This is a genomic window from Corynebacterium suicordis DSM 45110, from assembly GCF_015351405.1.
Taxonomy (GTDB): domain Bacteria; phylum Actinomycetota; class Actinomycetes; order Mycobacteriales; family Mycobacteriaceae; genus Corynebacterium; species Corynebacterium suicordis.
The window spans coordinates 109,667-132,114 of sequence record NZ_JADKMY010000001.1; the positions used below are offsets into that span (position 1 = coordinate 109,667).

At 59.1% G+C, this 22,448-nt stretch carries 17 protein-coding genes; 8 read left to right on the plus strand and 9 right to left on the minus strand.

Annotated elements, in window-relative coordinates:
• Nucleotides 1-17: 17 nt before the first annotated feature.
• Nucleotides 18-1,202 (minus strand): DNA polymerase III subunit beta, encoded by a 1,185-nt coding sequence (dnaN, locus tag IRY30_RS00475; RefSeq protein ID WP_194555467.1) that lies wholly within the window; start codon nucleotides 1,200-1,202, stop codon nucleotides 18-20.
• Between the two features lie 550 nt (nucleotides 1,203-1,752).
• Nucleotides 1,753-3,375: a chromosomal replication initiator protein DnaA gene (dnaA, locus tag IRY30_RS00480; protein ID WP_374708559.1), complete on the minus strand. Its 1,623-nt coding sequence runs from the start codon at nucleotides 3,373-3,375 to the stop codon at nucleotides 1,753-1,755.
• Nucleotides 3,376-4,200: 825 nt separating this feature from the next.
• On the opposite strand from dnaA, the gene rpmH reads away from it, so the two are divergent.
• From rpmH to IRY30_RS00515, 7 genes are all read left to right on the plus strand, one after another.
• The gene (gene rpmH / locus IRY30_RS00485; RefSeq protein WP_099298543.1) at nucleotides 4,201-4,344 is read left to right on the plus strand and encodes a 50S ribosomal protein L34; all 144 of its coding nucleotides are present in this window, start codon (nucleotides 4,201-4,203) and stop codon (nucleotides 4,342-4,344) included.
• A gap of 77 nt (nucleotides 4,345-4,421) precedes the next feature.
• Nucleotides 4,422-4,829, plus strand: a complete 408-nt coding sequence (gene rnpA / locus IRY30_RS00490) for a ribonuclease P protein component (protein ID WP_194555469.1) — start codon at nucleotides 4,422-4,424, stop codon at nucleotides 4,827-4,829.
• Between the two features lie 49 nt (nucleotides 4,830-4,878).
• Nucleotides 4,879-5,106: a membrane protein insertion efficiency factor YidD gene (yidD, locus tag IRY30_RS00495; protein WP_194555470.1), complete on the plus strand. Its 228-nt coding sequence runs from the start codon at nucleotides 4,879-4,881 to the stop codon at nucleotides 5,104-5,106.
• A gap of 76 nt (nucleotides 5,107-5,182) precedes the next feature.
• Complete coding sequence (yidC, locus tag IRY30_RS00500) at nucleotides 5,183-6,160, plus strand: membrane protein insertase YidC (protein ID WP_194555471.1); 978 nt, start codon at nucleotides 5,183-5,185, stop codon at nucleotides 6,158-6,160.
• Between the two features lie 84 nt (nucleotides 6,161-6,244).
• Nucleotides 6,245-6,910: a 16S rRNA (guanine(527)-N(7))-methyltransferase RsmG gene (gene rsmG, locus IRY30_RS00505; RefSeq protein WP_194555472.1), complete on the plus strand. Its 666-nt coding sequence runs from the start codon at nucleotides 6,245-6,247 to the stop codon at nucleotides 6,908-6,910.
• A 245-nt stretch (nucleotides 6,911-7,155) separates the two neighbouring features.
• Nucleotides 7,156-8,082 carry a ParA family protein gene (locus IRY30_RS00510; RefSeq protein ID WP_194555473.1) on the plus strand — a complete coding sequence of 309 codons (927 nt, stop codon included), beginning with the start codon at nucleotides 7,156-7,158 and terminating at the stop codon, nucleotides 8,080-8,082.
• A 14-nt stretch (nucleotides 8,083-8,096) separates the two neighbouring features.
• Nucleotides 8,097-9,332, plus strand: a complete 1,236-nt coding sequence (locus IRY30_RS00515) for a ParB/RepB/Spo0J family partition protein (protein ID WP_374708558.1) — start codon at nucleotides 8,097-8,099, stop codon at nucleotides 9,330-9,332.
• Between the two features lie 541 nt (nucleotides 9,333-9,873).
• Here IRY30_RS00515 and IRY30_RS00520 read toward each other — a convergent pair.
• The 7 genes from IRY30_RS00520 to IRY30_RS00550 all read right to left on the minus strand — a co-directional run bounded on the left by IRY30_RS00520 (nucleotide 9,874) and on the right by IRY30_RS00550 (nucleotide 20,652).
• Complete coding sequence (locus IRY30_RS00520) at nucleotides 9,874-11,058, minus strand: N-acetylmuramoyl-L-alanine amidase (protein WP_194555474.1); 1,185 nt, start codon at nucleotides 11,056-11,058, stop codon at nucleotides 9,874-9,876.
• 43 nt (nucleotides 11,059-11,101) lie between these two features.
• Complete coding sequence (trxA, locus tag IRY30_RS00525; protein WP_194555475.1) at nucleotides 11,102-11,425, minus strand: thioredoxin; 324 nt, start codon at nucleotides 11,423-11,425, stop codon at nucleotides 11,102-11,104.
• 175 nt (nucleotides 11,426-11,600) lie between these two features.
• Nucleotides 11,601-12,614: a thioredoxin-disulfide reductase gene (gene trxB, locus IRY30_RS00530; RefSeq protein ID WP_194555476.1), complete on the minus strand. Its 1,014-nt coding sequence runs from the start codon at nucleotides 12,612-12,614 to the stop codon at nucleotides 11,601-11,603.
• A gap of 85 nt (nucleotides 12,615-12,699) precedes the next feature.
• On the minus strand, nucleotides 12,700-13,305 hold the full coding sequence (locus IRY30_RS00535) for an RNA polymerase sigma factor (RefSeq protein WP_194555477.1): 606 nt from the start codon (nucleotides 13,303-13,305) through the stop codon (nucleotides 12,700-12,702).
• A gap of 148 nt (nucleotides 13,306-13,453) precedes the next feature.
• Nucleotides 13,454-17,008 carry a murein biosynthesis integral membrane protein MurJ gene (locus IRY30_RS00540; RefSeq protein ID WP_288812687.1) on the minus strand — a complete coding sequence of 1,185 codons (3,555 nt, stop codon included), beginning with the start codon at nucleotides 17,006-17,008 and terminating at the stop codon, nucleotides 13,454-13,456.
• 59 nt (nucleotides 17,009-17,067) lie between these two features.
• On the minus strand, nucleotides 17,068-19,719 hold the full coding sequence (locus tag IRY30_RS00545; RefSeq protein WP_194555478.1) for a hypothetical protein: 2,652 nt from the start codon (nucleotides 19,717-19,719) through the stop codon (nucleotides 17,068-17,070).
• A gap of 9 nt (nucleotides 19,720-19,728) precedes the next feature.
• Entirely contained in the window at nucleotides 19,729-20,652 is a 924-nt protein-coding gene (locus IRY30_RS00550; protein ID WP_194555479.1) for an NUDIX hydrolase, read from the minus strand.
• 147 nt (nucleotides 20,653-20,799) lie between these two features.
• Between IRY30_RS00550 and IRY30_RS00555 the strand changes: the two genes are divergently transcribed.
• Nucleotides 20,800-22,437, plus strand: coding sequence for an AMP-binding protein (locus IRY30_RS00555; protein ID WP_194555480.1), 1,638 nt, complete (start codon nucleotides 20,800-20,802; stop codon nucleotides 22,435-22,437).
• The last annotated feature ends 11 nt before the right edge of the window (nucleotides 22,438-22,448 follow it).

A 22,448-nucleotide genomic window follows, 5' to 3' on the forward strand; every position in this document is an offset into this window, starting at 1 on the left:
CTGTGGTTACCGCTGGCTTAGCCCGGCAAACGCACCGGCATGAGCAGGTAGATGAAATCGGTCTTAGGGGTGGGGAAATTGCCATCTTCATCGGCTTCGGTCATCTCAGCAGACTCAGGGATGAGAATCGCTGGGCGCGAAGGCAAAGTGAAACCGAAGATCACCCGCTGAGTGCCGATAGCGGAGAGACCTTCCTTGAGATAACCCGGGTTGAACGCGATGGTCATGGGATCACCCGTGAACGCACACTGCAGCTGCTCGGTTGCCCGACCTACATCGCTGCCACCGGCGGAGAGGGTCACATTGCCCTCGGTGAATTCCATCTGAATCTGCGCATTGCGGTCCGCGACCAGCGAAACGCGGCGAATTGCATCCTGCAGCGGATCGATTTCCACGCTGGCCAGGGCCTTGTGGTGCTGTGGGAGCAAAGGACGGAACTTGGGGAATTCTGCATCCAGCAGGCGGGTGGTCATGTGACGCTGATGCATCTCCAGGCCCAGGATCCCCTCCTTACCGATGGATTCTCCGGCACCCACGGCGATGGAAATGTCGTCGTTATCGTGCGGATCCAGCGAGCGGGCCGCATCTGCCAAGGTACGAGCGGGAACCAACAACGTGGCCTGGGCTGAGGATTCCGAAGGATTCCACGTGAGGTGACGCACGGCCAGACGGAAACGGTCCGTTGCAGCCATGACCACGTTGGATCCATCGATTTCCACGTGCACGCCGGTGAGCATGGGGAGGGTGTCATCGCGGCCCGCGGCCACTGCTACCTGCGAAATAGCTTCGGAGAACAAGTGGGGATCAATGGTTCCGGTGGCTTCAGGAAGCTTCGGCAGAACTGGGTAATCCTCGATGGTCATGGGGCGCAGCTCAAACCGAGAAGATCCGCTGGATAGTGTGACCGTGGTTTCTTCCAGGCGCATGGAGATGGGCTTGTTAGGCAAAGATCCCACGATATCTGCCAACAATCGGCCGGCCACCAGGATGCGACCTGGTTCATCGACCTCGGCATTGATGTGCACGCGAGTGGATACCTCGCGGTCAAAGCCAGAAAGATGTAATCCCTCGTCATCGGCTTCGATCATCACGCCACGCAGAATCGGCTGGGTGGGCTTGGAAGGCAAGGAGCGGGCGACCCAGGCGAGAGCCGCGGAGAAATCGTCCTTCGGCACTGTGAAACTCACGGTGTGTTGTTCCATGGTGTCTTTTTCCGTCTTCCTGTGTCCGTGTCTATCAGCGTCTGCGTATTTGTGTTGAGCGCATGACGCTTGTGTCCGTGCTCCAGATTAACTCACATCCCCAAGTTGCTTCTCTTCTCCCTTTAATTAGTTATTTAGTAGTAGTTATAGGGGCTGTGGGATCTGTGGGTTCAGCCCGTTTTGCCAGTGTAAAGCCGGTTTTGCCCTGTGTATAGAAAGTGCAACTGGCTGGGGATAACTCGGGGCATCTGTGGAGAAGTTACTGAGCGTGGGGGTTATGCACAACTTGTTCATGTAGTTCTCCGCAGTTTAGTGCCGGTTATCCCCAAGTTCACTGGAGCGCCAAGATGAGTTTGGGTGAAGTTGGCATCACCCGTAATCACATTTTTGTAATTACACCTGTGGAAACACCTGTTAACTTGTGGATAACTATAGATATCAAAGGTGAGAGGGGCGGAGGTTATCCACAGATGTGTCCACTTCTCCCCAAGTTCCTGTGGATAACTGTGGATAGCTCATCTTCTACTCCCCCCTCGAGAGAAGAAATTTGCTAATCCCGAGACCGAGCCTTGATTCTCTGGGTCAGTTCCTGAACCTGGTTGAAGGTCTTGTGATCCTCTTGGATCTTGTCGTTAATCCGTCGCTCTGCGTACATCACGGTGGTGTGGTCACGACCGCCAAAAGCCTGTCCCAGCTTTGGCAAGGAAAGATCGGTGAGTTCACGGCCCAGGTACATGCCGATCTGTCGCGCGTTCGCCACTTGTCGGGCTCTTCCCTTACCTACGATCTCATCGGGAGTCAGTGAGAAGAACTCACTGATCACCTCAATGATCAGTTGCGGGGTGATCTCCACGTCGGCGTCATCAGGCATGATGTCCTGCAATGCCACCTCCGCGGCCTGCAGGGAAATCGGCTGATGACCCAAAGAGCAATACGCCAACACCTTGATTAAGGCGCCCTCCAATGGGCGGATGGACTTCTCGTAGCGGGAAGCGATCATCTCTTTGACATCTTGTGGAAGTTCGACGTTTTGCGAACGAGCCTTCATGGTGAGGATTGCCATGCGGGTCTCCAAATCCGGAGAGTGCACGTCAGCAGTAAGCCCTGATTCAAAGCGGGTGCGGAGACGATCTTCCAGGGTGGTGAGCTGCCGGGGTGGGCGGTCAGAACTGAGGACGATCTGCTTGCCGGCCTGGTGCAGCGCATTGAAAGTGTGGAAGAACTCTTCCTGAGTGGACTCTTTGCCCTGCAAGAACTGGGTGTCATCCACAATCAGCAGATCGAGGTTTCGGTAGCGATCCTTGAAATCCTTGCGCCCACCAGTGGAAATAGAGTTAATGAACTCATTGGTGAGCTCTTCACTGGAGACATACTTGATGCGCATGTTGGGCCGCAGCTCTTGCGCGTAATGAGCGGTCGCGTGCAAGAGGTGAGTTTTGCCCAGCCCGGATTCTCCCCAGATCATCAGCGGGTTGTACGACTTACCGGGATATTCCGCCACGGCGCGGCAGGCCGCGTACGCCAAACTGTTGGAATCGCCGGTCACGAACGTATCGAACGTATATCGATTGTTCATGTGCGGCTGATCATCTTGCTCATCCGGATCATTCTGGAGTGAGCGGAAGACATCATCATCGGATTTCCGATTTCCGGATGGGTAGCTTTCAGCCTGGTGAGGAGCGGTAGGCGTGGCTGGCGGGGATTGCCGAGGAGAGTCGGCCAAGCTTGGGCTGACCATGCGTCCCCAGTTTTGTGGGACCGGGGAAGGTTCCACATCAATGTGATCAGTAGAAGCCTGGTAACTGCGAGCGTGCTCCTCGGCTAGCTCCTCTCGTGTGCGCTGTGGTTCAGGCGCGGGAGCAGGCGGAGTGTGCGCAGGGGCAGTAGAAATTTCTTCAGGAGATTCCTCAGCCGGGGTGTTCATTGCTGAGGGGGACACGATGTTGATTGAGAGCTGAATATTCCGCCCCAATTCTCGGCTGAAAACCTCACAGATGGCGCTGTTGAGCTTGGATTCCACTTCTTCCCGGACCAGGCGCGAAGCAGTCTGCAGAATCATGTAGTTACCTGCTAAAACCTCAGGCTGAATCTGCGCCAGAAGTGCGCGCTGTTTTTGGGTGAGAGCAGGGAATTCCTGGTTCGCGGGATCATCTGCCAACCACCGAGAAATCACTGAGCTCCACAAGTGTGGAAAGGACTCGTGGGAGGAAGCGGAAGGAGAGTTCATCGGCCAGGAATGTCGCGATCTTTGAGTGGGCGGAGTCAGGGCAGGTTATCGAAATACAACTAAGGGTACGGGCGAGAAATCTGGAGGGGGTGGGTAATTGTTACATACTCGGAGAGCACCACCAGATAGAAAAACTCGGGGATGTTTAGCTCATTATCCTCAAGTTTTTCACTACTAGTTCCACAGCCAAAGATATTCGTTTAGCTGGTATTCCACAGAGTTATGAACAGCTGTGGATAACTTTCTTGCTGAGTTATCCCCAATCTAGTCGAAAGGTGTGGATAACTCTACTTGTCGTGGGAAAACTCTCTGACCTGCATATTCATACCCTAAACCCTCACTTTAAACTTCGGGGGTGTCCACTTTGTCCACAGGAGAAGATTTGGAATCTGTGTGAATAACGGTATGCGCTCTCCGCTGCAGGTGGAGATGTCCACAGCGAATAGCTTCGGTGCAGAACTGCTTCATTTTGTCTCTATTGTGTATTGCGAGTAATCTATGCAGTGTCTGCGGCATCAATCGTGGCGTAACAGGTGTGAAGGCTCAGAAATTAAGACTTGTGAGCAACACCCCCGTTGCACCATCGGATGCCATTTAGGTCGCATCACTTAGTGCATCGCGACAGTAACCGTCCATATTTCATGGGCAGTACGGTGAAGCTCGGATTTCTTCCAGAAGCCGAGAACCACACTTCGCTACAGCTGAAACCAGCTGCAGTGAGTTTTCACCGTGGTGTTCATGGGTGAAATGAATTTGAAGGAGTGAAGTACCGTGGCAAAGGGCAAGCGTACTTTCCAGCCAAACAACCGCCGTCGTGCACGCGTGCACGGCTTCCGCACCCGCATGAACACTCGTGCTGGCCGTGCAATTGTTTCTGCACGTCGTCGTAAGGGACGTAAGTCTCTCACCGCGTAATCTCGCGCACACAAGCACCATTGAGCTCGGCATTCATTATGAGTGCCGGGCTTTCTTAATGAGAAAGGCCTTCCCCCGTGCTCGCTGCTTCACATCGCCTGCGGTCCTCGGATGCCTTCGCGCGAACCATTAAGTACGGGCGAAAGAAGGGTAGCCGGACAGTCGTGGTTTACGTCTCAGATCCCTCTCTTCCCCAAGACCTCCGGCGGGTGAAGAATCCCCGGGTCGATTCTTGGGGTGGCCCGAAGATGGGCGTGGTGGTGTCCAAGGGAGTCGGCAATTCCGTGGTGCGTCACAACACGGCACGAAAGATCCGTGCAGCAATGAACTCGGTATTCGCCGCTCCTGGTGGCGTCGAAATAAAAGAAGAGCAAGAAATTGTGATCCGGGCCCTCCCGCACATCGCGGACGCAACCACGGAGGAGGTGGAAAAGGATGTGCGCAGCTGCCTCCGGAGAATCGCCAAACTCTCCTCCACCAAGTGAATCTCCCAGTGAACCCCTCGGTGAATTTCAGAGCGCATCTCGCAGCCCGATGGCGCGCCGTGCGATTCTGGGTTACCAAGAATACCTTTCACCACTTAAAATGGGATCCACGTGTCGTTTCGACCCGACGTGTAGTAATTACGCCTTAATCGCATTTTCCAGGCATGGAACGCTGAAGGGCTTTGTGCTCACGCTGGGACGCTTGGCTCGATGTGGTCCGTGGCACCCGGGCGGCTGGGATCCTGTTCCTCCTCGCCCCAAGAGACGCGGCTCATAGCAGTGAGCACTGCGCTCTGATCGACCCTTCATTCTCATCTTCCCGCGTACCTCTGAACTAGGAGAACCCTACAGACGTGCTGAACTTTATTTATTACCCAATCTCGGCCATTCTTTGGTTCTGGCATAAGGCGTTTAGCATGGTGCTGGATCCAGCATCGGGCGTGACCTGGGCACTGGCAATCATTTTCCTGGTGTTCACCATCCGCATTTTGCTGGTTAAGCCGATGGCCAACCAGCTGCGTTCCTCTCGCAAGATGGCTGAATTCCAGCCCAAGATGCAGGAAATCAGGACCAAGTACAAAAACGACCAGCAGGCGATGTCTCTGGAAATGCGCAAGCTGCAGAAGGACATGGGCTTTAATCCCCTGGCTTCCTGTCTCCCCGCGCTGGTTCAGGTGCCAATCTTCATCGGTTTGTTCCATGTGTTGCGTTCCTTCAACCGCACGGGTGGGAACGTTGGCGAACTGGGCATGACCGTGGAGGAAACCCGTAACACGCCTAACTACGTGTTTGGCGTGGAGCAGGTGCAGAGCTTCCTAGATGCTCGTCTGTTCGGTGCTCCCCTGTCTGCGCACATCTCCATGAGCCCCGACAATTATGATGCATTCTCCCCACTGGGAATGGCTGCCGATTTCGGCCGTCCGAACATCATGTGGGTTGTTATTCCGATGATGCTGGCCTCTGCAGTGATGATGCACTTCAGTGCCCGGATGTCTATGGATCGTCAGAAGAAGCGTCAGGCGGCCGCTCCAAAGAAGCCAGCCGGCGATGAGAGGTCCGCACAGATGCAGATGCAAATGGATCTGATGCAGAAGATGATGCTGTGGGTCATGCCAGTCATGTACCTGATGGGTGGCTTCATGTGGCAGGTTGGCTTGGCGCTGTACATGTTCACGAACAACCTGTGGACCCTAGTTCAGCAGAAGTTCCTGTTCGAGAAGATGGATCGCGAAGAGGCCGCCGAGCTGGAAGCCAAGGCTGCTCTTAAGCGCACGAATGCTCCGAAGCCGGGAGCGCGCCCCGTTAACACTAAGAAGAGCAAGAAGAAGTAACTTTCTCTGTAACTTGTTCTTCTTTCGAAGGCCACTATCCCGACGGGGACGGTGGCCTTTTTGCTTTCCTTGTGGCGCGATAGAATGTTTCACGTGGAACATCCAGATGAAATTTCAGTGCCAGCAGCTCCGTCCAGCGCCAACGAGGTCTTCGGCTCTCGTGTGAAACTGGCCGAGGCCTATGCAGTGTGGCTTGCCGGGGCAGGTATTGAGCGGGGTCTCATTGGACCACGAGAGGTGGATCGTCTGTGGGAGCGCCACATCCTGAACTCCGCGGTCCTGGGGGATGTGATTGATGATGACGCCCGCGTTGTCGATGTGGGGTCCGGTGCTGGTTTGCCCGGAATCCCCCTGGCCATTGCGCGTCCAGACCTGCATGTGCAGTTGCTGGAGCCGTTGCTGCGCCGCACCACGTTCCTCAAGGAGGTCGTGGAGGATCTGGGGTTGATCAATGTGGAGGTTATCCGCGGCCGTGCGGAAGAGCGGGAGTCCATTCGCGCTGCTGGCAATGCTGATGTGGTGACCTCCCGTGCGGTGGCTCCCCTGGGTAAGCTCACGGGCTGGTCTCTGCCGCTGGTTCGTAAGGGTGGCAGTATGCGTGCCTTGAAGGGCGCTTCGGTTTCTGAGGAGCTGGTTCGCGACGCTCGCGAGATCAAGAAGTTTGGTGGCGATTCTGGTCGCGTCGAGGTCGTTGGTCAGAGTGTGTTGGCAGAGCCCACGCAGGTGGTAATCATCGAGCGCATCAAGTAATTTTTTCGACGCCACCAGGTAGCTGGTCGCGTTTCCCGGTCGCTCGCTGGGTTTTCGAACATCCGCGTTGTTGCTGTCCCGCTCCCCTACTAGTGTTGGGCATAGACGTTGAGACTCCAAGCGCAATCTTTTGTGCTTCTCTCTGAGCCAATGTTTCACGTGAAACATCAACTCTGAACACTTGGGTCTTAGAGTTTTCGAGCCTTTGGCTCCCAATCGTTTTCCGGTTCAACTGAAGGAAGTTCATGTCATCTGAGGACTGGGGCTCCACCCCGATCGACGAGGCGGCTAGACAAGCTGCCCGGTTGAGCAACTCCGCCAATTTGCATCTTGATCGGCCTGAATCCTGCCGTTCCTTCACCATCTCTAACCAAAAGGGTGGCGTGGGAAAGACCACCTCAACGGTGAACATCGCCTGGGCCCTAGCGATGCATGGTCTAAAGGTTCTGGTGGTGGATCTGGATCCTCAGGGCAACGCTTCCACTGCTCTCAATGCTGAGCACCGCATGGGAACGCCTTCCTCCTACGAGGTCTTGATTGGCGAGGCCACCCCGGGCGAGGTCATGCAGCAGAATGCTGATAACCAAAACCTCTATTGCATTCCCGCCACCATCGATTTGGCCGGCGCAGAGATCGAACTGGTTTCCATGGTGAGGCGTGAGTACCGCCTGGCCGATGCTTTGAGTGCTCAGTTCATTGCTGACGAGGGCTTCGATTTCGTGTTTATCGATTGCCCTCCTAGCTTGGGATTGCTGACCATTAACGCGATGAACGCGGTTAATGAAGTGTTGATCCCGATTCAGTGTGAGTACTACGCCCTGGAGGGTGTGGGTCAGCTGCTCAACAACATCTCAATGATCCGCGAGAGCCTCAACCCCAATCTTCATATTTCCGCGGTTCTCTTGACCATGTTCGACGCCAGGACGAAGCTGTCTCAGCAAGTCGCGGACGAGGTACGTAATCACTTCGGCGCGGTTGTACTCGACAACCACATTCCGCGTAGTGTTAAGGTGTCTGAAGCGCCTGGCTATAGCCAAACGGTTCTGCAGTACGATGGCGGATCTCCGGGAGCTCGAGCTTATTTCGACGCTGCTGTTGAGCTCGCCACCCGTGGTGATTATTCCCCCACTGCTGAAACTGCTCCTATCGGGATTGCCCCGGAACTCCATTAAAGGATCACTTAACTATGGCTACGTCTAATAATAGGAATTCCCCACAATCGCCTTCTGCAGCTAAATCCGTGGCCTCTAAGCCTGGTATGCCGGCAGCCAGCGCAGTTTCCAACGCTCGAAAGGGTGGTTTGGGTCGTGGCTTGGGTGCGCTTATCCCTTCGGGGAATGCTCGTCCGTCTCTGGGCAACGGGGCCGCGGATGTGATCTTGGGTGGCAACACCGCTTCGGGTCGGAACGCCCAGAAGAAGCCCGCGTCCCCCGCTACTCTGTCTGACTCTGATGTAGATGCGTCTTCGTCGAATCGTCAACGTGACGTAACGCTACCGGGTGCAGGTGTGCGAGATGTTGCGGTCGGTGAAACGCGAAAGTCGGTTTCCGAGCCAAAAAATGGGAGCAAGGCGACTGAGTCCCCTGCCGGAGATGACTTCGGCGCGACATACCGGGAAATCCCGCTTTCCGAAGTTCGCACGAATGCTAAACAGCCTCGTACGGTTTTCGATGAGCAAGCGCTCGCAGAACTTGAACACTCGATCCGTGAGTTCGGTCTCATGCAGCCCATCGTGGTTCGAGAACTGCCGGACGGTTCCACACGTTATGAACTCATCATGGGTGAGCGGCGTCTTCGTGCATCCAAGCGAGCCGGGCTCACTGAGATCCCTGCCATCATCCGGCAGACCGAAGATCAGGAAATGCTCCGGGATGCACTGCTGGAGAACATTCACCGCGTCCAGCTGAATCCTTTGGAAGAGGCGGCAGCCTACCAGCAGTTGTTGGAAGAGTTCGCGGTAACCCAGTCAGAGTTGGCTGCTCGCATTGGTCGCTCCCGCCCTCGGGTGACCAACATGCTCCGCTTGCTGCAACTGCCCGTGCCCGTTCAACGGCGGGTCGCTGCCGGGGTGTTGAGCAGCGGTCATGCCCGAGCTCTCCTCGGGATCAAAGGCGGGGCTGAACTGATGGAGAGCCTGGCTACGCGGGTTGTGGCTGAAGGGTTGTCCGTCCGTGCCACTGAAGAGGCTGTGACGCTCTTAAACCGAGAGTTTGAAGAGGGAGCTGATCAAGCCAGTAAGAAGCGTCAGGGGGCAAAGCCAGCGCTTCCTAGCCATGTTTCGCATTGGGCAGATGACATCTCCAATGCTCTGGACACCAAAGTGACCGTGCAAATGGGCAAGAAGAAGGGCAAGATCGTCGTAGAATTCGGTGATCCTGATGATTTCGAACGTATCTCGGAGATTCTCAAGGTGGAATCATAAGGTTAACGAGTTCTCTTGACCCTGTCGCGGGTCCATGAATCGCTCTACTAGGCGGGATGTTTCACGTGAAACATCCCGCTTTTGCTCTGCCAATATCTGTTCAGCGGCTTGGGGCTGTCGGCTGAACTATGAGCTAGGGGTGGTGGTGGGGAGTGAATTTGCTCAACGCTGAGTGAAGGATGGATTACATTGCAGTCCGGGTGGTCTCAACGGAGTTGAACCGGCCGGCATGGGGTGTGCAGGGGTGGGTGGCCGAGAGCATTCGTAGATAGGTGCAGAATGTGGATCGAACAGCAATTGCGGATCGGGCGCGCTAAGGGTCGAAGGTCTGGAGCGTGGTTAACCCCTCCCCCTCGCCGAAGCGCGACTGGTGTATCTGCGGAGTCCCAAGCCGCCCACCTCCCCAACCACGGGAGATGTTTCACGTGAAACATCGTTATGCATTAGAAAACCCCCTCTCCCGTTTCGGGGAATGAGGGGGCGTGCGTGAGGGTTGGAGATCCGCCAGGCACCAGAAACCGATGAAAGCTCAACCGAGAAGCTAGTTACGGAGCTCCCGCGCAAGGAGCTCGTCGAAGCTGAATTGACCGGTGGCGTGGATGTCATTGTCCAACAGGTACAAGCGCTTAACGGCCACCACGATAGATTCTGCGATGCTGTCGCGCACTGCCGGATCGGTGAGCATGGCAACGTCGTGCTCATTGGTCAGGTAACCCGGAACCACCTGGACAGTGGGCATAGTGGTGAGGCGGAGGATATCCCACGTCTGCCGATGGTTGTAGCAATTCTGCAGAGGCGTTCTAGCCGTGATCTCGCGCTGGATGAATCCGGAGAGCTTCTCGCCGATCATGGAGGAGTAAGCGTGAATCGAACCGTAGTAGAAGCTAGCCGCCCCGTTGGCCTTGTCGTTCGGGTAGATGTCGCACTTGAGGGAGATCATCACGTCAGCACCAAAGGCATTGGCCATTGCTGCACGGTCCATCTGCGATGGATTTGCAGAGCGGGGGCGGGAAAGGATCGTTTCCATGCCGGCTGCAATCATTCGACCTTCGATGCGTCCGGCAAGATCCCAGAGGATGTCCTCCTCGAAGATTTGCCCGTGCTTGCCCTGGACGGACACGCCCTTCTCCGGGCCACCGAGGCCGGGATCGATGACAACGCGCTTCCCCGAAAGTTGTGGCCCGGCCGCGCGAATCTGCTCTTGCTCGCGGATGAACTGCGGAGAGCCGCCAGTGATACGGCGACCGAGGTAGGACAAAGCGCGGAGGGTGCTAGGACCCACTACCCCATCGGCCTGGAGGGCGTAATCAGTTTGGTAACTGACCACGGCCTTGTGGGTGTGTGGTCCGAAGTGGCCGTCTACCCGCGAGGTGTAAAAGCCTAGATCGTGTAGCTGCGACTGGAGTTCACTGACATCATCACCGACCAGAGGGTTGCTTTGCAGGGAAAGCACGCGGGCGCCCAGCTTGTAGGATGCTTCGCGCAGCGCCCGTAGCGTGCCAGCGGTGATCGCGCCATCGGCCACGATTCCCCTGTCCTGCTGGAAAGCCTTGAGAGCGTTAGCGAGTTCTTCGTCGAAGTATTCGTCTTCTGAGGTCCACTGCTGCGTATTGCTTCCGGTGGCATCGCCTCGGAAATCTTCGAGGAGCCCGAGGCGTGCGAGAGTACCGCGGGCCTCGGCAACCCGAGGTCCGCTGTCTCCTACACGAAGCAAAAACTTATTCACTGCTGAGTAAACCCTACTTTAAAATTCTAATAATCGGCCGGCGCTAAATGAGCTGGTCAAGAGCAGACTTCAGCGTCTCTTTCGACTGCACTCCCGTAAACTCAGCAACCTTTTCCCCATCTTTAAACACCATGAGTGCAGGAATAGACATCACCTGGAACATGGCGCCTAGCCCCCGCTCTTCATCGACATTCACCTTGGCGACGGTAGCCTGCTCCCCCATTTCCTGAGCGAGCTCTTCCAAGGTGGGATTCATGCGGAGGCACGGCTGGCACCATTCTGCCCAGAAGTCCACCAACACGGGAACGGACGAATCCTTCACCGTTTCCTTGAACGTGGCCTGAGTTACCTTCTGAATACCTGCCATTGGCCGAAACCTCCTGAGCCGCATGGGCAAAAATCTGCTGAGCATCGTTGACCTGAATTAATCAAGCAACGCTTACAAGGACACATCCTACTCGGCTCCAAGCAGAACCAGCCAGAATGACGTCCCGAGATCACCGCGCGCCCAAACCCGCATGCGGATAGGCAGCGGGAGGGAACTAGGTAGTAATAGCAGCCAAGAATTCTTCAGCATCGAGCGCAGCGCGGCAACCGGAACCGGCCGCAGTGATGGCCTGCTGGTAGTGCGCATCCACCAAATCTCCCGCGGCAAACACACCATCTACGGAAGTGCGGGTGGACGGCTCGGCCACTTCCACGTAACCGCTTTCCTGCAGAGCCACCTGGCCCGTGAAGATCTCCGTGCGGGGATCATGGCCAATCGCCACGAACATCGCATCCATGGGGATTTCGGTGATCTCGCCGGTGAGCGAATCCTGCAGCTTCAGAGCAGTAACGGAAGTTTCTCCGAGAACCTCCACCACCTGTGCGTTCATGATGAACTTAATCTTCGGGTTGTTCCGCGCCCGGTCCTGCATGATTTGCGAGGCACGGAACTCATCGCGGCGGTGGATGATGGTGACGGACTGGCCGAACTTGGTGAGGAAGTCCGCCTCCTCCATCGCGGAATCGCCGCCGCCCACAACCGCAATCTGCTTCTCCTTGAAGAAGAAACCATCACAGGTGGCACATGCGGACACTCCCCTACCCAGCAGCTCCTGCTCACCGGGTACTCCCAGGTAGCGAGGTACCGCTCCCGTAGCCAGGATCACGGTGCGCGCACGGTATTCCTCGCCGTACACCCACACCTTCTTGATGGGGCCTTCCAGCTCCACCTTCTCCACATCTTCGCCACGGAGATCAGCGCCGAAGCGCTCGGCCTGCGCCCGCATTTCTTCCATCAGCGCTGGGCCCATGATGCCGTCCTGGAAACCGGGGAAGTTCTCCACCTCGGTGGTTTGCATCAACAAGCCACCGTATTCAATGCCCTCGAAAACCAGAGGCTTGAGATCCGCACGTGCAGCGTACACAGCAGCGGTGTAACCAGCCGGGCCGGAGCCGATGATGATCACGTCATGGATGTGACCGTCGGTGGCGGCAGGGGTGGCGTCGGAAGAAGAAGAATCTTTTCCGGATCCGAGCAGCGAAGTTGCCTGCAGGAAGGGCTTAGTCATGGGTAGTCCTTTGGAAGTTTGTGACCGAGTTCTCACCCAGTCTAACTGTCGGCCAGACCCGAGTATTCCCCCGGTGAGGGCTGTCTCAGGCGGCCATCACCATCGGGGCGTGATCCTGCAGCCCATGCTCGCAGATGAGCGCGCGCAGTGTCCGCCTCGCGCGTGACTTCCGCGATTTCACCGTGCCCACGGGAATGCGCAGCTTCTCTGCCACCTCGACCTCGCTGAGCCCGTACAGCGTTGTCAGCACCAGAACTTCCTTGAGTTCCGACGCCATGGCGTTCAAATACCTCTGCAAATCCAGACGCATGACGGTGGATTCCTCGCGCGGACAGACCGCAGGCATGCTCTTCATCCGCACGTCGAAATCCACGCGGCCAGGTTCGATCCTCCGCGACTTGGCGCGCAGGTGAGTCAATGCGGTGTTGCGGACCAGAGCGAAGATCCACGTGCCCACCTTCGCGCTACCCTCCCAGTGCTGGGCGTGGCGATGAATCTTCAGCAGGGCATCCTGCAGGATGTCATTCCCCTCATCCTCGCAGGTGATGCCGACTTGGCGGATCGCGCGCCACATCAGTTTGTGGTGGCGATGGGCCAGTTCACCGAACGCCCCGCGATGCCCGGCGATGTGGTGGCGTAGCAGTTCCGCATCTGAGCAAGATTGATAATTGGTGGCCAGAGTAGTGGTCATGAGTGTTCCCCCGTGTGTGAGCTGTGCAAACACGTCCCCCGACGTGCGTGAAGCTGTTGGCTCAACAATAACAATGAGGTGGGCGAAGGCGCAGGTTATGCGATCCTTCAGCCCACCTCATTGTGGATAACTAGTGGCCTGTGGAGAACTAGGGGGATTGAGTGGCGGTGGCGGGAGTGCTCGAACTCTGCTGGCCCTTCCACGTGCCCTTCACCTTGACTTCCCCAATCGTGGCGGCATCGGGCTGCGGCAGTTCCGTGATCCACAGCAACAGACGATTCGACTTTGCGGGCTGATCATCGGTGTTCGCGGCCGCGGGCTTATCCAGGGTCACGGTCTCGGCACTGCTGTCCGCCCGGAGCGTAGAGAGCACGGTGGTATCGGTTAGCGTGGCTGGGTCGCCAGTGCTGGAGCGCAGTTCCATGACCGTGCCGGGACGGAGCCCTTCCACGGTGATTTCCGTGAGGGAGGTGTCCTGGGGAAGATCGATGAGCACGCCGATTCCCTCCTTCACGGAACCCGGTCCTGGGCCCAGCTGAGCCTGGTACATATCGGTCTCCCAGGTGGTGGCAGGGTTGCCATCGATGGTGAGCTCCACGGACTCCGGGTTATCCTCCGTGCCCCGGCCATTCGTTGGCAGCCATTCCTTGACATTGTCCAAAGGAACGTTGGCGGGCTCTTGCTGGGACAGCGAACCGGCGCTCTCCCGCAGGGAATCATTGGACACCGGAGAGTTATCGCGATTGCCGCCGAAGAAGGTCACCGCGGCAATCACCAGCCCGGCGATCACAATGGCAGAAAGCAGGCCCGTAGCTCCGGCCGTGGCCAGCGTGCGCGGGCGGACCTTCCCCACGCCGAAACCAGCCTGCTGGCTGGGGTTCGGGGTGGTGTCCTCGGAAATCGAGAGCTCGCCGCTGGTCAACCTGCGCAGGGTCTGGGCGGTATCGCGCAGGTCCGGCTGGGTGTCCTTATCGCGGGCGATCTCGCGGAGATCCTGATATTCCCTGGTCAGGCCTTCAGGGACTTCATCGATGGGCACATTGCGCAGCAGCAGTCCCAGGGTGGTGGCTACTCCGTGAGCATCCTGACGGATGCTGTTCTCCGGCAGCGCGCCGGGGAATGCCAACACCGCGGTACCCGCCGTGGAGATGCGCACGCGGTCGCGGTGATCCAGGCCGAGGGGCGAGCCAGCATCAGCTGCATCGGCCGCCGCATCAGCCAGGTTTGCCACGGCAAAGCCCGCGGCCAATGGATCCGGGGTGGACTCAGCTACGTCGTTCAGCGAGCTACCGTGCACCCATTCGGAAATCACCAGCACCAGAGAGCCGCCGTCCACCACCTGGTGGATGGTGGCCATGCCCGGGGTGTCTACCGATTGCAGGATCTTGGCCCGTCGCAGTATCTGCGCCTTGGCCTGTGCCCGGGCAGCACCATTGCGGGTACGGGACGTGGCCTCATCGCGACCCTTGTGGCCGCCGACAACCGTGGGATCCATGATGGTCAGCGCCACCACGTTGCCCGTGCTCATCTCTCGTGCCTGCCACAGACGCGCAGCGGCAGAGCCACCGTGATCCGCCAGCAGGCGGTAAGCGCCGCCGAGAATCGGGGCGCCTGCCACCAAGCGAGGCCCGCGCACTCGTCCGGCGGACAGCGGTGGCAGCACAGGCATCATGGTGTCCGCAGCGGAGGCCAGCACAGCGGCCTCGAGATTCTGCAGTGGACGGCCAGGGAGAGAGTCGGAGGTGCCGGAGGCTGGCGTCGAAACGAAACGGGAAACACCAGGTAAGCGGGACAGCGCGGCACCCACCGTGGCCACCTCAGGAAGTCGCGAACGGGACAGCACCAGGCCGGTGATCAGGAGGAAGACAATGCCGGCGATGGCCATGCGGATGAGGAACCAGGGGTGCGCGGCTCCGTTGTGGGGGAAGACGAAGGCGCAGAGGAGGGCATCGAGGCGCCAGGAGATGAACGCGCCTACCAGGGAGGAGCCCATAGCCCATCCGGCTGCCTTCAGCACGGAGCGGAATTGCAGGTCGCCCAAGGATCGGCGCAGCAATTGATGGCCGATGATGGCGCCCGCGATAAAGCCCATGCCGTTTGCCGCACCCAGCAGCACCACCACCAGGCGAGTCTCGGTGGCGATGAGCGGCGCAGAAAAGGCCAAGGCCAGCTTGGTGATGGTGATGCCGGCGATGATGAAGGTGGGGGTCCAGACTTCCTCGCGGGCGTAGAACACGCGCAGGTGCAGCAGCACCAGTGCGTAGGGGATCAAGGTGAAGGCAGAGAAACTAATGGTCCAGCCCAGCACGTTGGCGGTGTCCAGACTGTAGTTTCCGTACGCGAAGAGCGCCGAGGCAATAAGCGTGCCGAAGCAGGTGAAGAACACAATGACCGGGATCAGCGCCATCATGGTGAGCTTGGAGGCCATGGTGAGATCACCCACCACGGCCTTGTCATCGCCATCGGCGGCATTGCGGGAAAGGCGCGGCATCACTGCGGTCAGCAGGGTCACGCCAATCACGCCATAAGGCACCTGCAGCAGCTGCCATGCCTGCTGGTAGATCAGCGCGGCGGCGTCGCTGGAGTTGGCGGCGATGCGGTTATTCAGCGCGAAGCCGACCTGGGAAATGGCCACGTAAACGATGATGGCCACGGCCATGCCACCGAAGCTCTTCAGACGGTCATCAATGCCCCACAGCGGGCGCAGGTTAATCCCGGCTTTGCGCAGGTAAGGCACCATGATCAGCGCCTGCACCACCACGCCCAGGGTGGTACCCAGGCCCAGGAGCATGACGTGTGGATTGGTGATGGTGACGTGCTCAAACGGCTGCAGCTTGGAGCTATCCGGCAGCAGCAGGTAGAAGGCCAGGACAGCCAGAGTCACCACGTTGTTGGCCACAGGCGCCCACGCGCCGGGCTTGAATATCTGCTTGGTGTTCAAGATGGCCATGAACACCGCGAACATGGCATAGAAGAAGATCTGCGGCAGCACCAGATAGCCAAAAGCCGTGGCCATCTGCACGTCAACCTTGCCCTCGGTATCCAGCATCACGCGGGTGAGCACTGGCGTGAGCAGGATCGATAACAGCGTGATGATCACTGTCAGGCTGAAGGTGAGGGTGAGGAGTCTGCGGATGAAGGCCTCGCCCTTATCCGAGTCTTCCTTCTCCGCCCGCACCAGCACGGGCACCACCAGGGCCGTCAGCACCGCACCCAGCACCAGCTCGGTGATGAGGTTGGGCAGCGTGTTGGCCGTATTGAACGCGGAAGCCACCGCCGGGCCCAGCACGGAACCGATGAGCACCATGCGCATGAAGCCCGTGATGCGAGAAATCAGCGTGGCGATGGCCATGGAACCACCGGCGCGCACCACCTGGGCATCGGAGGTCTGCTCCTCGTTGTCTTCGGTCTCGGTATTTTTTCCCGACGCCCCATCCGCGTCCTCGGCCTGAGTCAGCACTCGGGCGCTGGGAGCCTCCGCGAGAGTGGAGTGATCCACAGCGGTGGTATCCGCGACCTCCGGGATGGCTCCCGGGGCGAGAGTTGGCTTGGGTTCCGGCGCGAGAGCCGGGGGCCGAGAGCTACGAAAGCGGCTCCGGTGGCCCACGGAAGGCTCACCCGCCGCGGAGTTTTGCCCAGTGGGCGAGCTCGCTGAGGCGGGTTCGGAACGTGAAACATCAGGTTTAGAGTGAGGGGTAGTCACTCCACCATCATTGTTCACCAGTGGCGCTGTGCCTAACGGACACTGGGCGTGTCAGGTTTTTAGCGGGCTTCAATAGGCCGACGACGCAGGCGCGCTGGCCGGCGATTCCAGAAAATCTTGCCGGCAATTCCGATGCCCACCAGCAGGATCGCCACGGAAATCGCTGTACCCGCGGAGATGCCCGGCACGGATTGCACGCGCAAGTCCACGGGGTCGGTGATCGGCGTGCCATCGGGAGAGGCCAGCCACAACTTCAGATTAGTGCTGGCATCAGCGGCATTGTTCGCCGTGTTCAACGAGACCGTGATGGAACCCTTGGCGGGGATCGACGCGTTTTCTTCCTGAAGTTTCAGATCCAGCGGCTGATCACTCTCGGTGGAGTAATCCACCGTGATGGGCACGGGCAGCGGCAGCCCATTGCGTGCCAAAACCAACAGAGGCGAGGAATCCGAGGTGCGGGTGAACACATTGCCGGGCGGAACCAGCGTGACTGATCTGCGCAACGCCGAGAAGATCTGGTTGACCTCATCGAGCCGCCGGTTCACATTCCCGCGGGTCTCAGCCCAGGCACTGCGCACCCGCAGGCGGTAACTGCTAGTGGCGCGGGTGAGATCACCGTAGAGAGGACGGGTGAAGCTCTCGCGGGTCAGCGCGATAGTTGGGTCATTGTGCATGGTGGTGGTGAGTTCCTGCAGCGCGGTGGCCTGCTCGGAGATTCGCTGCGCCTGCCCCTCCCCCAGCGCGCCCGGATCCAGGTAGGGCTCCACCAACGAGCCCTGCCCGGTTTTCTGCTGCAACACGGAAGTCAGCGGGGCAGGAACTGCGCGCCCCTGAGTGAAGGATTGCGAGATGGCTGACAAGAATTGGCTGGCACCCGCGCCATTCACGCTCCACAGGGAGGGCGGAACAGCCAAAACGGTATTGCCCGCGCGCACTTCCTCGTTGAAGATCGCGGTGGCCTCAGCCATCCGAGCTGTAGGGCTATCCTCCTCCACGTCATAGCGCTTGCGCGGGTCGGAATACGCGGCGATGGATGGCTGCTCACCCGTGGCCTGCAGGGCTGATCCGAGATCCGCGGAATAACCCACGGCGTGCAGTTTCGCCGCTCCGAGCACAGTGGGCGGGACGGAACTGGAGATATCCGTGGAGCTCAACGGGGTGATCGGAGATTCCGGCTCAGCGTTCTCCACCGGTTCTTCAGCAGGGCCGGACTGCACGTTGACGGTGTTGCCCGCCACCAGTGCGCTCACCGTCTGCGGTTCCTGCCCTGGAATGACCGGGTTTTCCGCTGGGGTGGAGACTGATCCGCCATTTTTCACCCGCCGCTCGAAAGCCTCAGACAGATCAACCTGCGCGCCTTGCGTGGCCGCATGCCGCAGCAGGGGGGTTGAAGCGGGAGAGAGATATCCGGCGTCGGGAATAACGACATTCTGCGTGGGCCACACGCCCAGGATGCGGTGGATGATCTGCGGACCCTGCGCCAGAGCGTGCATGCCCAGCCAATCCTGCTGGGTTTCCGCGATGGTGTTCAGATCCGCACCGGCATAGGGCAGAGCCACGCTACACCCGTGGTCAACGGTGGTTTTCAGGTCCGCCAGCCACTCCTTGGCAGCCTCCACACCGGTGCCCTCGGAGAACTCGAGGTCATCGCCGCCGAAGATATCGCCCCAGGAATCGCGCAGCTGCTTGGGTTCGGTGACGGGGCTGGGGCGCTCATGGCCCACTCGATAACCGCGGGTCATTCGATCCACCGTGTCCAGGAGCTCGGGATCCACGGCCACGCAACTGGCCTGACGGAGCTGCTCGCCCTGCGGGCCCTCGATGGCGGTCCGGTAGGTGTCCAGGAGCTCCCGCAATCGGCCGCCTTCCGCGAGCTCTTCCGCGAGGTGTTCATCGGTCAGGTACAGCGGGGAGCGTTGCGGGGCCTCCCCCGTTCCGCCGCCAAGAACATGTGTTTCCGACGCCAAAGGCCACACAAAAGTCACCGGAGTAGCCGGGGCGGGAGGTTCGTTTGTTTCCGCGGGGCGAGGTTCTGTCTGGCTGATGGTGGTGCGGGCTACGCCCACCAACTGTTGGGAGGATTCCTGCTGCTCAGCGGATTGCGCGCTGCCGCTGAGAGCGAACATCACTGGGTGGCTGCCCGGGCTGAAGAGCTCGGGGATCAACACGCTATTGCTGGATTCTTCCGCGCCTCCCGGCTCCTTGAGAATGTGCAGTGTGTAGGTCTGCGATTGCCCCGGGGAGATGTCCTGGGGAATGCTCAGGGCGTTTGAAGACTCGGGATATTCACCGTAATTGGCCAATTGTGCGGAGCGAACCGCAGCGCCGTTCTCCACGGCTGGCTGGGAAAGCACCCGCAGGGAGAGGTCCGTGAGCGGCGCGGAGGTGTTGTTGCGGATGTTGAGCTCCGCGGTCACGGAATTCGCTTCCACCTTCAGGGCTGAGAGTTCATTCTTGACTCCCAGCTCCGGATCCGTGCTCCGTGCCAGCGGGTTTTCCCAGGCAGGGATGTTTTCTTCAACGGAAGGGTCTTGCGGTGGCGAGTAGGTTTGCGCCTCCGCCAGCGGGGAAAGGGTGGGCAGCGCGCTGGCTGCACTGAGCGTGGCGACGCTCAAGGTGGCGGCAATAGTCAGGGATGGTCGTCGCAGATTTCCGCGCAGCTTTCGGCGCAGCGCGGGCTGGCGCTGTGCACGGCTGGGCGAATGAGACATGGAGACAGCCTAACGCGGGGTGAACCGGCCGGCCTTGGCTTCGGCGCGCGCATATTCCGGGAGGCGCTCAAAAGCTTGGCGTGCCAAGCGGCGCTCATCGGCGTACGCCAAGCGCTCCACCAGCTGGTTTACGGGCAGCCAGGCCACTTCCGTGACTTCCGGATCTTCATCATTGAGGTTGCCGTCCACGTAGCGCAAGAGGTGATGATGCACGGTCTTGTGGATGCGCACGCCATCGGAGACGAACCAATAATCGATGGTGCCGAGGTCCGCGATCACTTCCCCAGCCACACCCGTTTCCTCCCACACCTCGCGCTCGGCGGTGGCGTGCTGGGATTCATCCGGCTCCACATGGCCCTTGGGCATGGACCACAGCAGGCGACCCCGACGATCCAATCGCCCGATGAGTGCCACGTAGATGCGGGAAAGATCCACGTTGCCCTCATTGCTCACTGCCTCTGCCAGGCCGGAGATCACTAGGCCGCCAGCGGATGTCTCCATGGAAACGGGCAGCTCAGAGTGCGCATCGTTGTAGTGAGAGGCCGTGCGTGGTTGATTGCGACGGTACTGATTGGCTGCGGGGCGCCGGTTGCTACGGTTTCCCTGGCTGCTTTCCGAACGGCTATTTTCCGTACGGTTTCCCCCGGGATTATTGCCGGAATTACCACCCCTGCGTGAACGATTTCCGCGCGAATTGCGGGAGCCTGAGCGGTTGGCGTTCTTGGCGGCTGGGCGCTGCTGACCCTTGTGCTCGCCACCCTGCTTCTTTGCGCCACCGCGAGCAGCGCCGGAACCTTCAGAAGAAGCGTCTTCAGAACTCTTCGCCTGGGCGCTGTTGCCTTGCTGGTTGCCCGGCCGGTTCTTGTTGTTCTTATTGGAACGCCGACGCCGACGACGCCGTGGAGCGCCACCGGAAGTCTCGTTCTCATTCATTTGTATAAGACTAGTCGTCTCGGCAAATAATAGGGAACCGCGTAGTGGGCCTGGGGTGACCCCAATCCTGGTTACGTACTTTTGCGTGCAAAGTGATGTGAATCACTAAGGTGGGAATTGTCATGACCCCGACTTTAGGAATCCACCATGCTTGCCGGACTCAATGCCCCGCTCACACCTCTGCGCTTCCTTCAACGCAGCGCCACCGCGTACCCAGAGAGAACCGCGTGCATCGATGGGCCACGCCGAATCACCTTTGCGGACATGAAACGGGACGCAGAGAAGATGGCCCGGGCTTTGCTCAGCCGGGGACTGCAGCGCGGCGAGCGGGTGGGGATGCTGGCTGCCAACAGCTATGAGGCGCTGCTGGCTCAATTCGCGGTGCCGTTGGCTGGCGGAGTGCTGGTGCCGATCAACACCCGGCTCGCACCCGCGGAAGTCCGCTACATCTGCGATCACGCCAGCATCAACATTCTCTTCGGAGAGCAGGAACTCATCCTGGCCTGCCGGCGGACCCTTGGCAGCGCCGGGCTGGTGGAGACTTTCGTGCTCATCCACGATGCCGATGGTTCGCAACCGCAGCCGGAACATCCAGATCAGGGTGCGGTTATTACGTTTGATGATTTTCTTGCTGGCGTCGAAAACCAAGAAGAACCGGAACTGATTTATGGCGTGGAGGATGAAGATTCCGCCATCGCCATCAACTACACCTCGGGCACCACGGGCAGGCCAAAGGGCGTGGTGTACACCCACCGCGGTGCCTACCTGGCCGCGCTGGGCATGGTGATGACGCATCAGTACAACCGCGATTCGGTCTACCTGTGGACGCTCCCCATGTTCCACTGCTCCGGTTGGTGCACGGGGTGGGCGGCAATGGCGGCGAGCTCCACGCAGGTCGCATTGCGAGCGGTGCGTGGCCCGGACATTTGGCGCTATATCGACGAAGAAGGCGTGACAAACCTCTGCGGAGCGCCGGCTGTGCTGGCGATTATTGTCAACGCGCCGGAAGCGCACGAGGTGGACAACCTGATGATCGCCACCGCTGGAGCTCCACCCAGCCCCACCATCATCGCCGCGTGTGAGGACTTAGGAATCGACATCGTCCACGTCTACGGACTCACGGAGACATATGGGCCCACCGTTGCCTGCGTACCTCAAGTCGCGTGGAAGGATCTCCCGACTGCCGAGCGCGCCCAACTGAAATCGCGCCAGGGAATTGGCATGGTGACCAGCGAAGAAGTGCGAGTGGTGGAGCAGATCGCCAAGAATGCGCCCCGGGATGTGGAGCTGCATGACGTCCCTGCAGACGGGAAAACCATGGGTGAAGTGGTGATGCGCGGCAACGTGGTGATGAAGGAATACTTCAACAACCCGGATGCCACCGAGAAAGCCTTTGCGGGCGGGTGGTTCCACTCCGGCGACCTCGCGGTGCAGCACCCGGATGGGTACATCCAGATCCTGGATAGGGAAAAGGATGTGGTCATTTCCGGTGGTGAGAACATCTCCACCATCGAGGTGGAGCAGGCGATTATCAGTCACCCGGCCATCGCGGACGTGGCTGTGGTGGGCGTGCCAGATGAAAAGTGGGGTGAGGCACTGCGCGCCTATGTGGTGCTCGCCGCAAACGTGCAGCAGGAAGATTCCGTGGAAGCCTCGGTGATCGATCACTGCCGCGGGCTCATCGCCGGGTTCAAGGTGCCGCGGGATTACCGGATCATCGAAGAACTGCCGCGCACATCCACCGGCAAGGTGCGCAAGAACGAGCTGCGGGAGTGGGAGGGCTGAAAGAGCGTCAT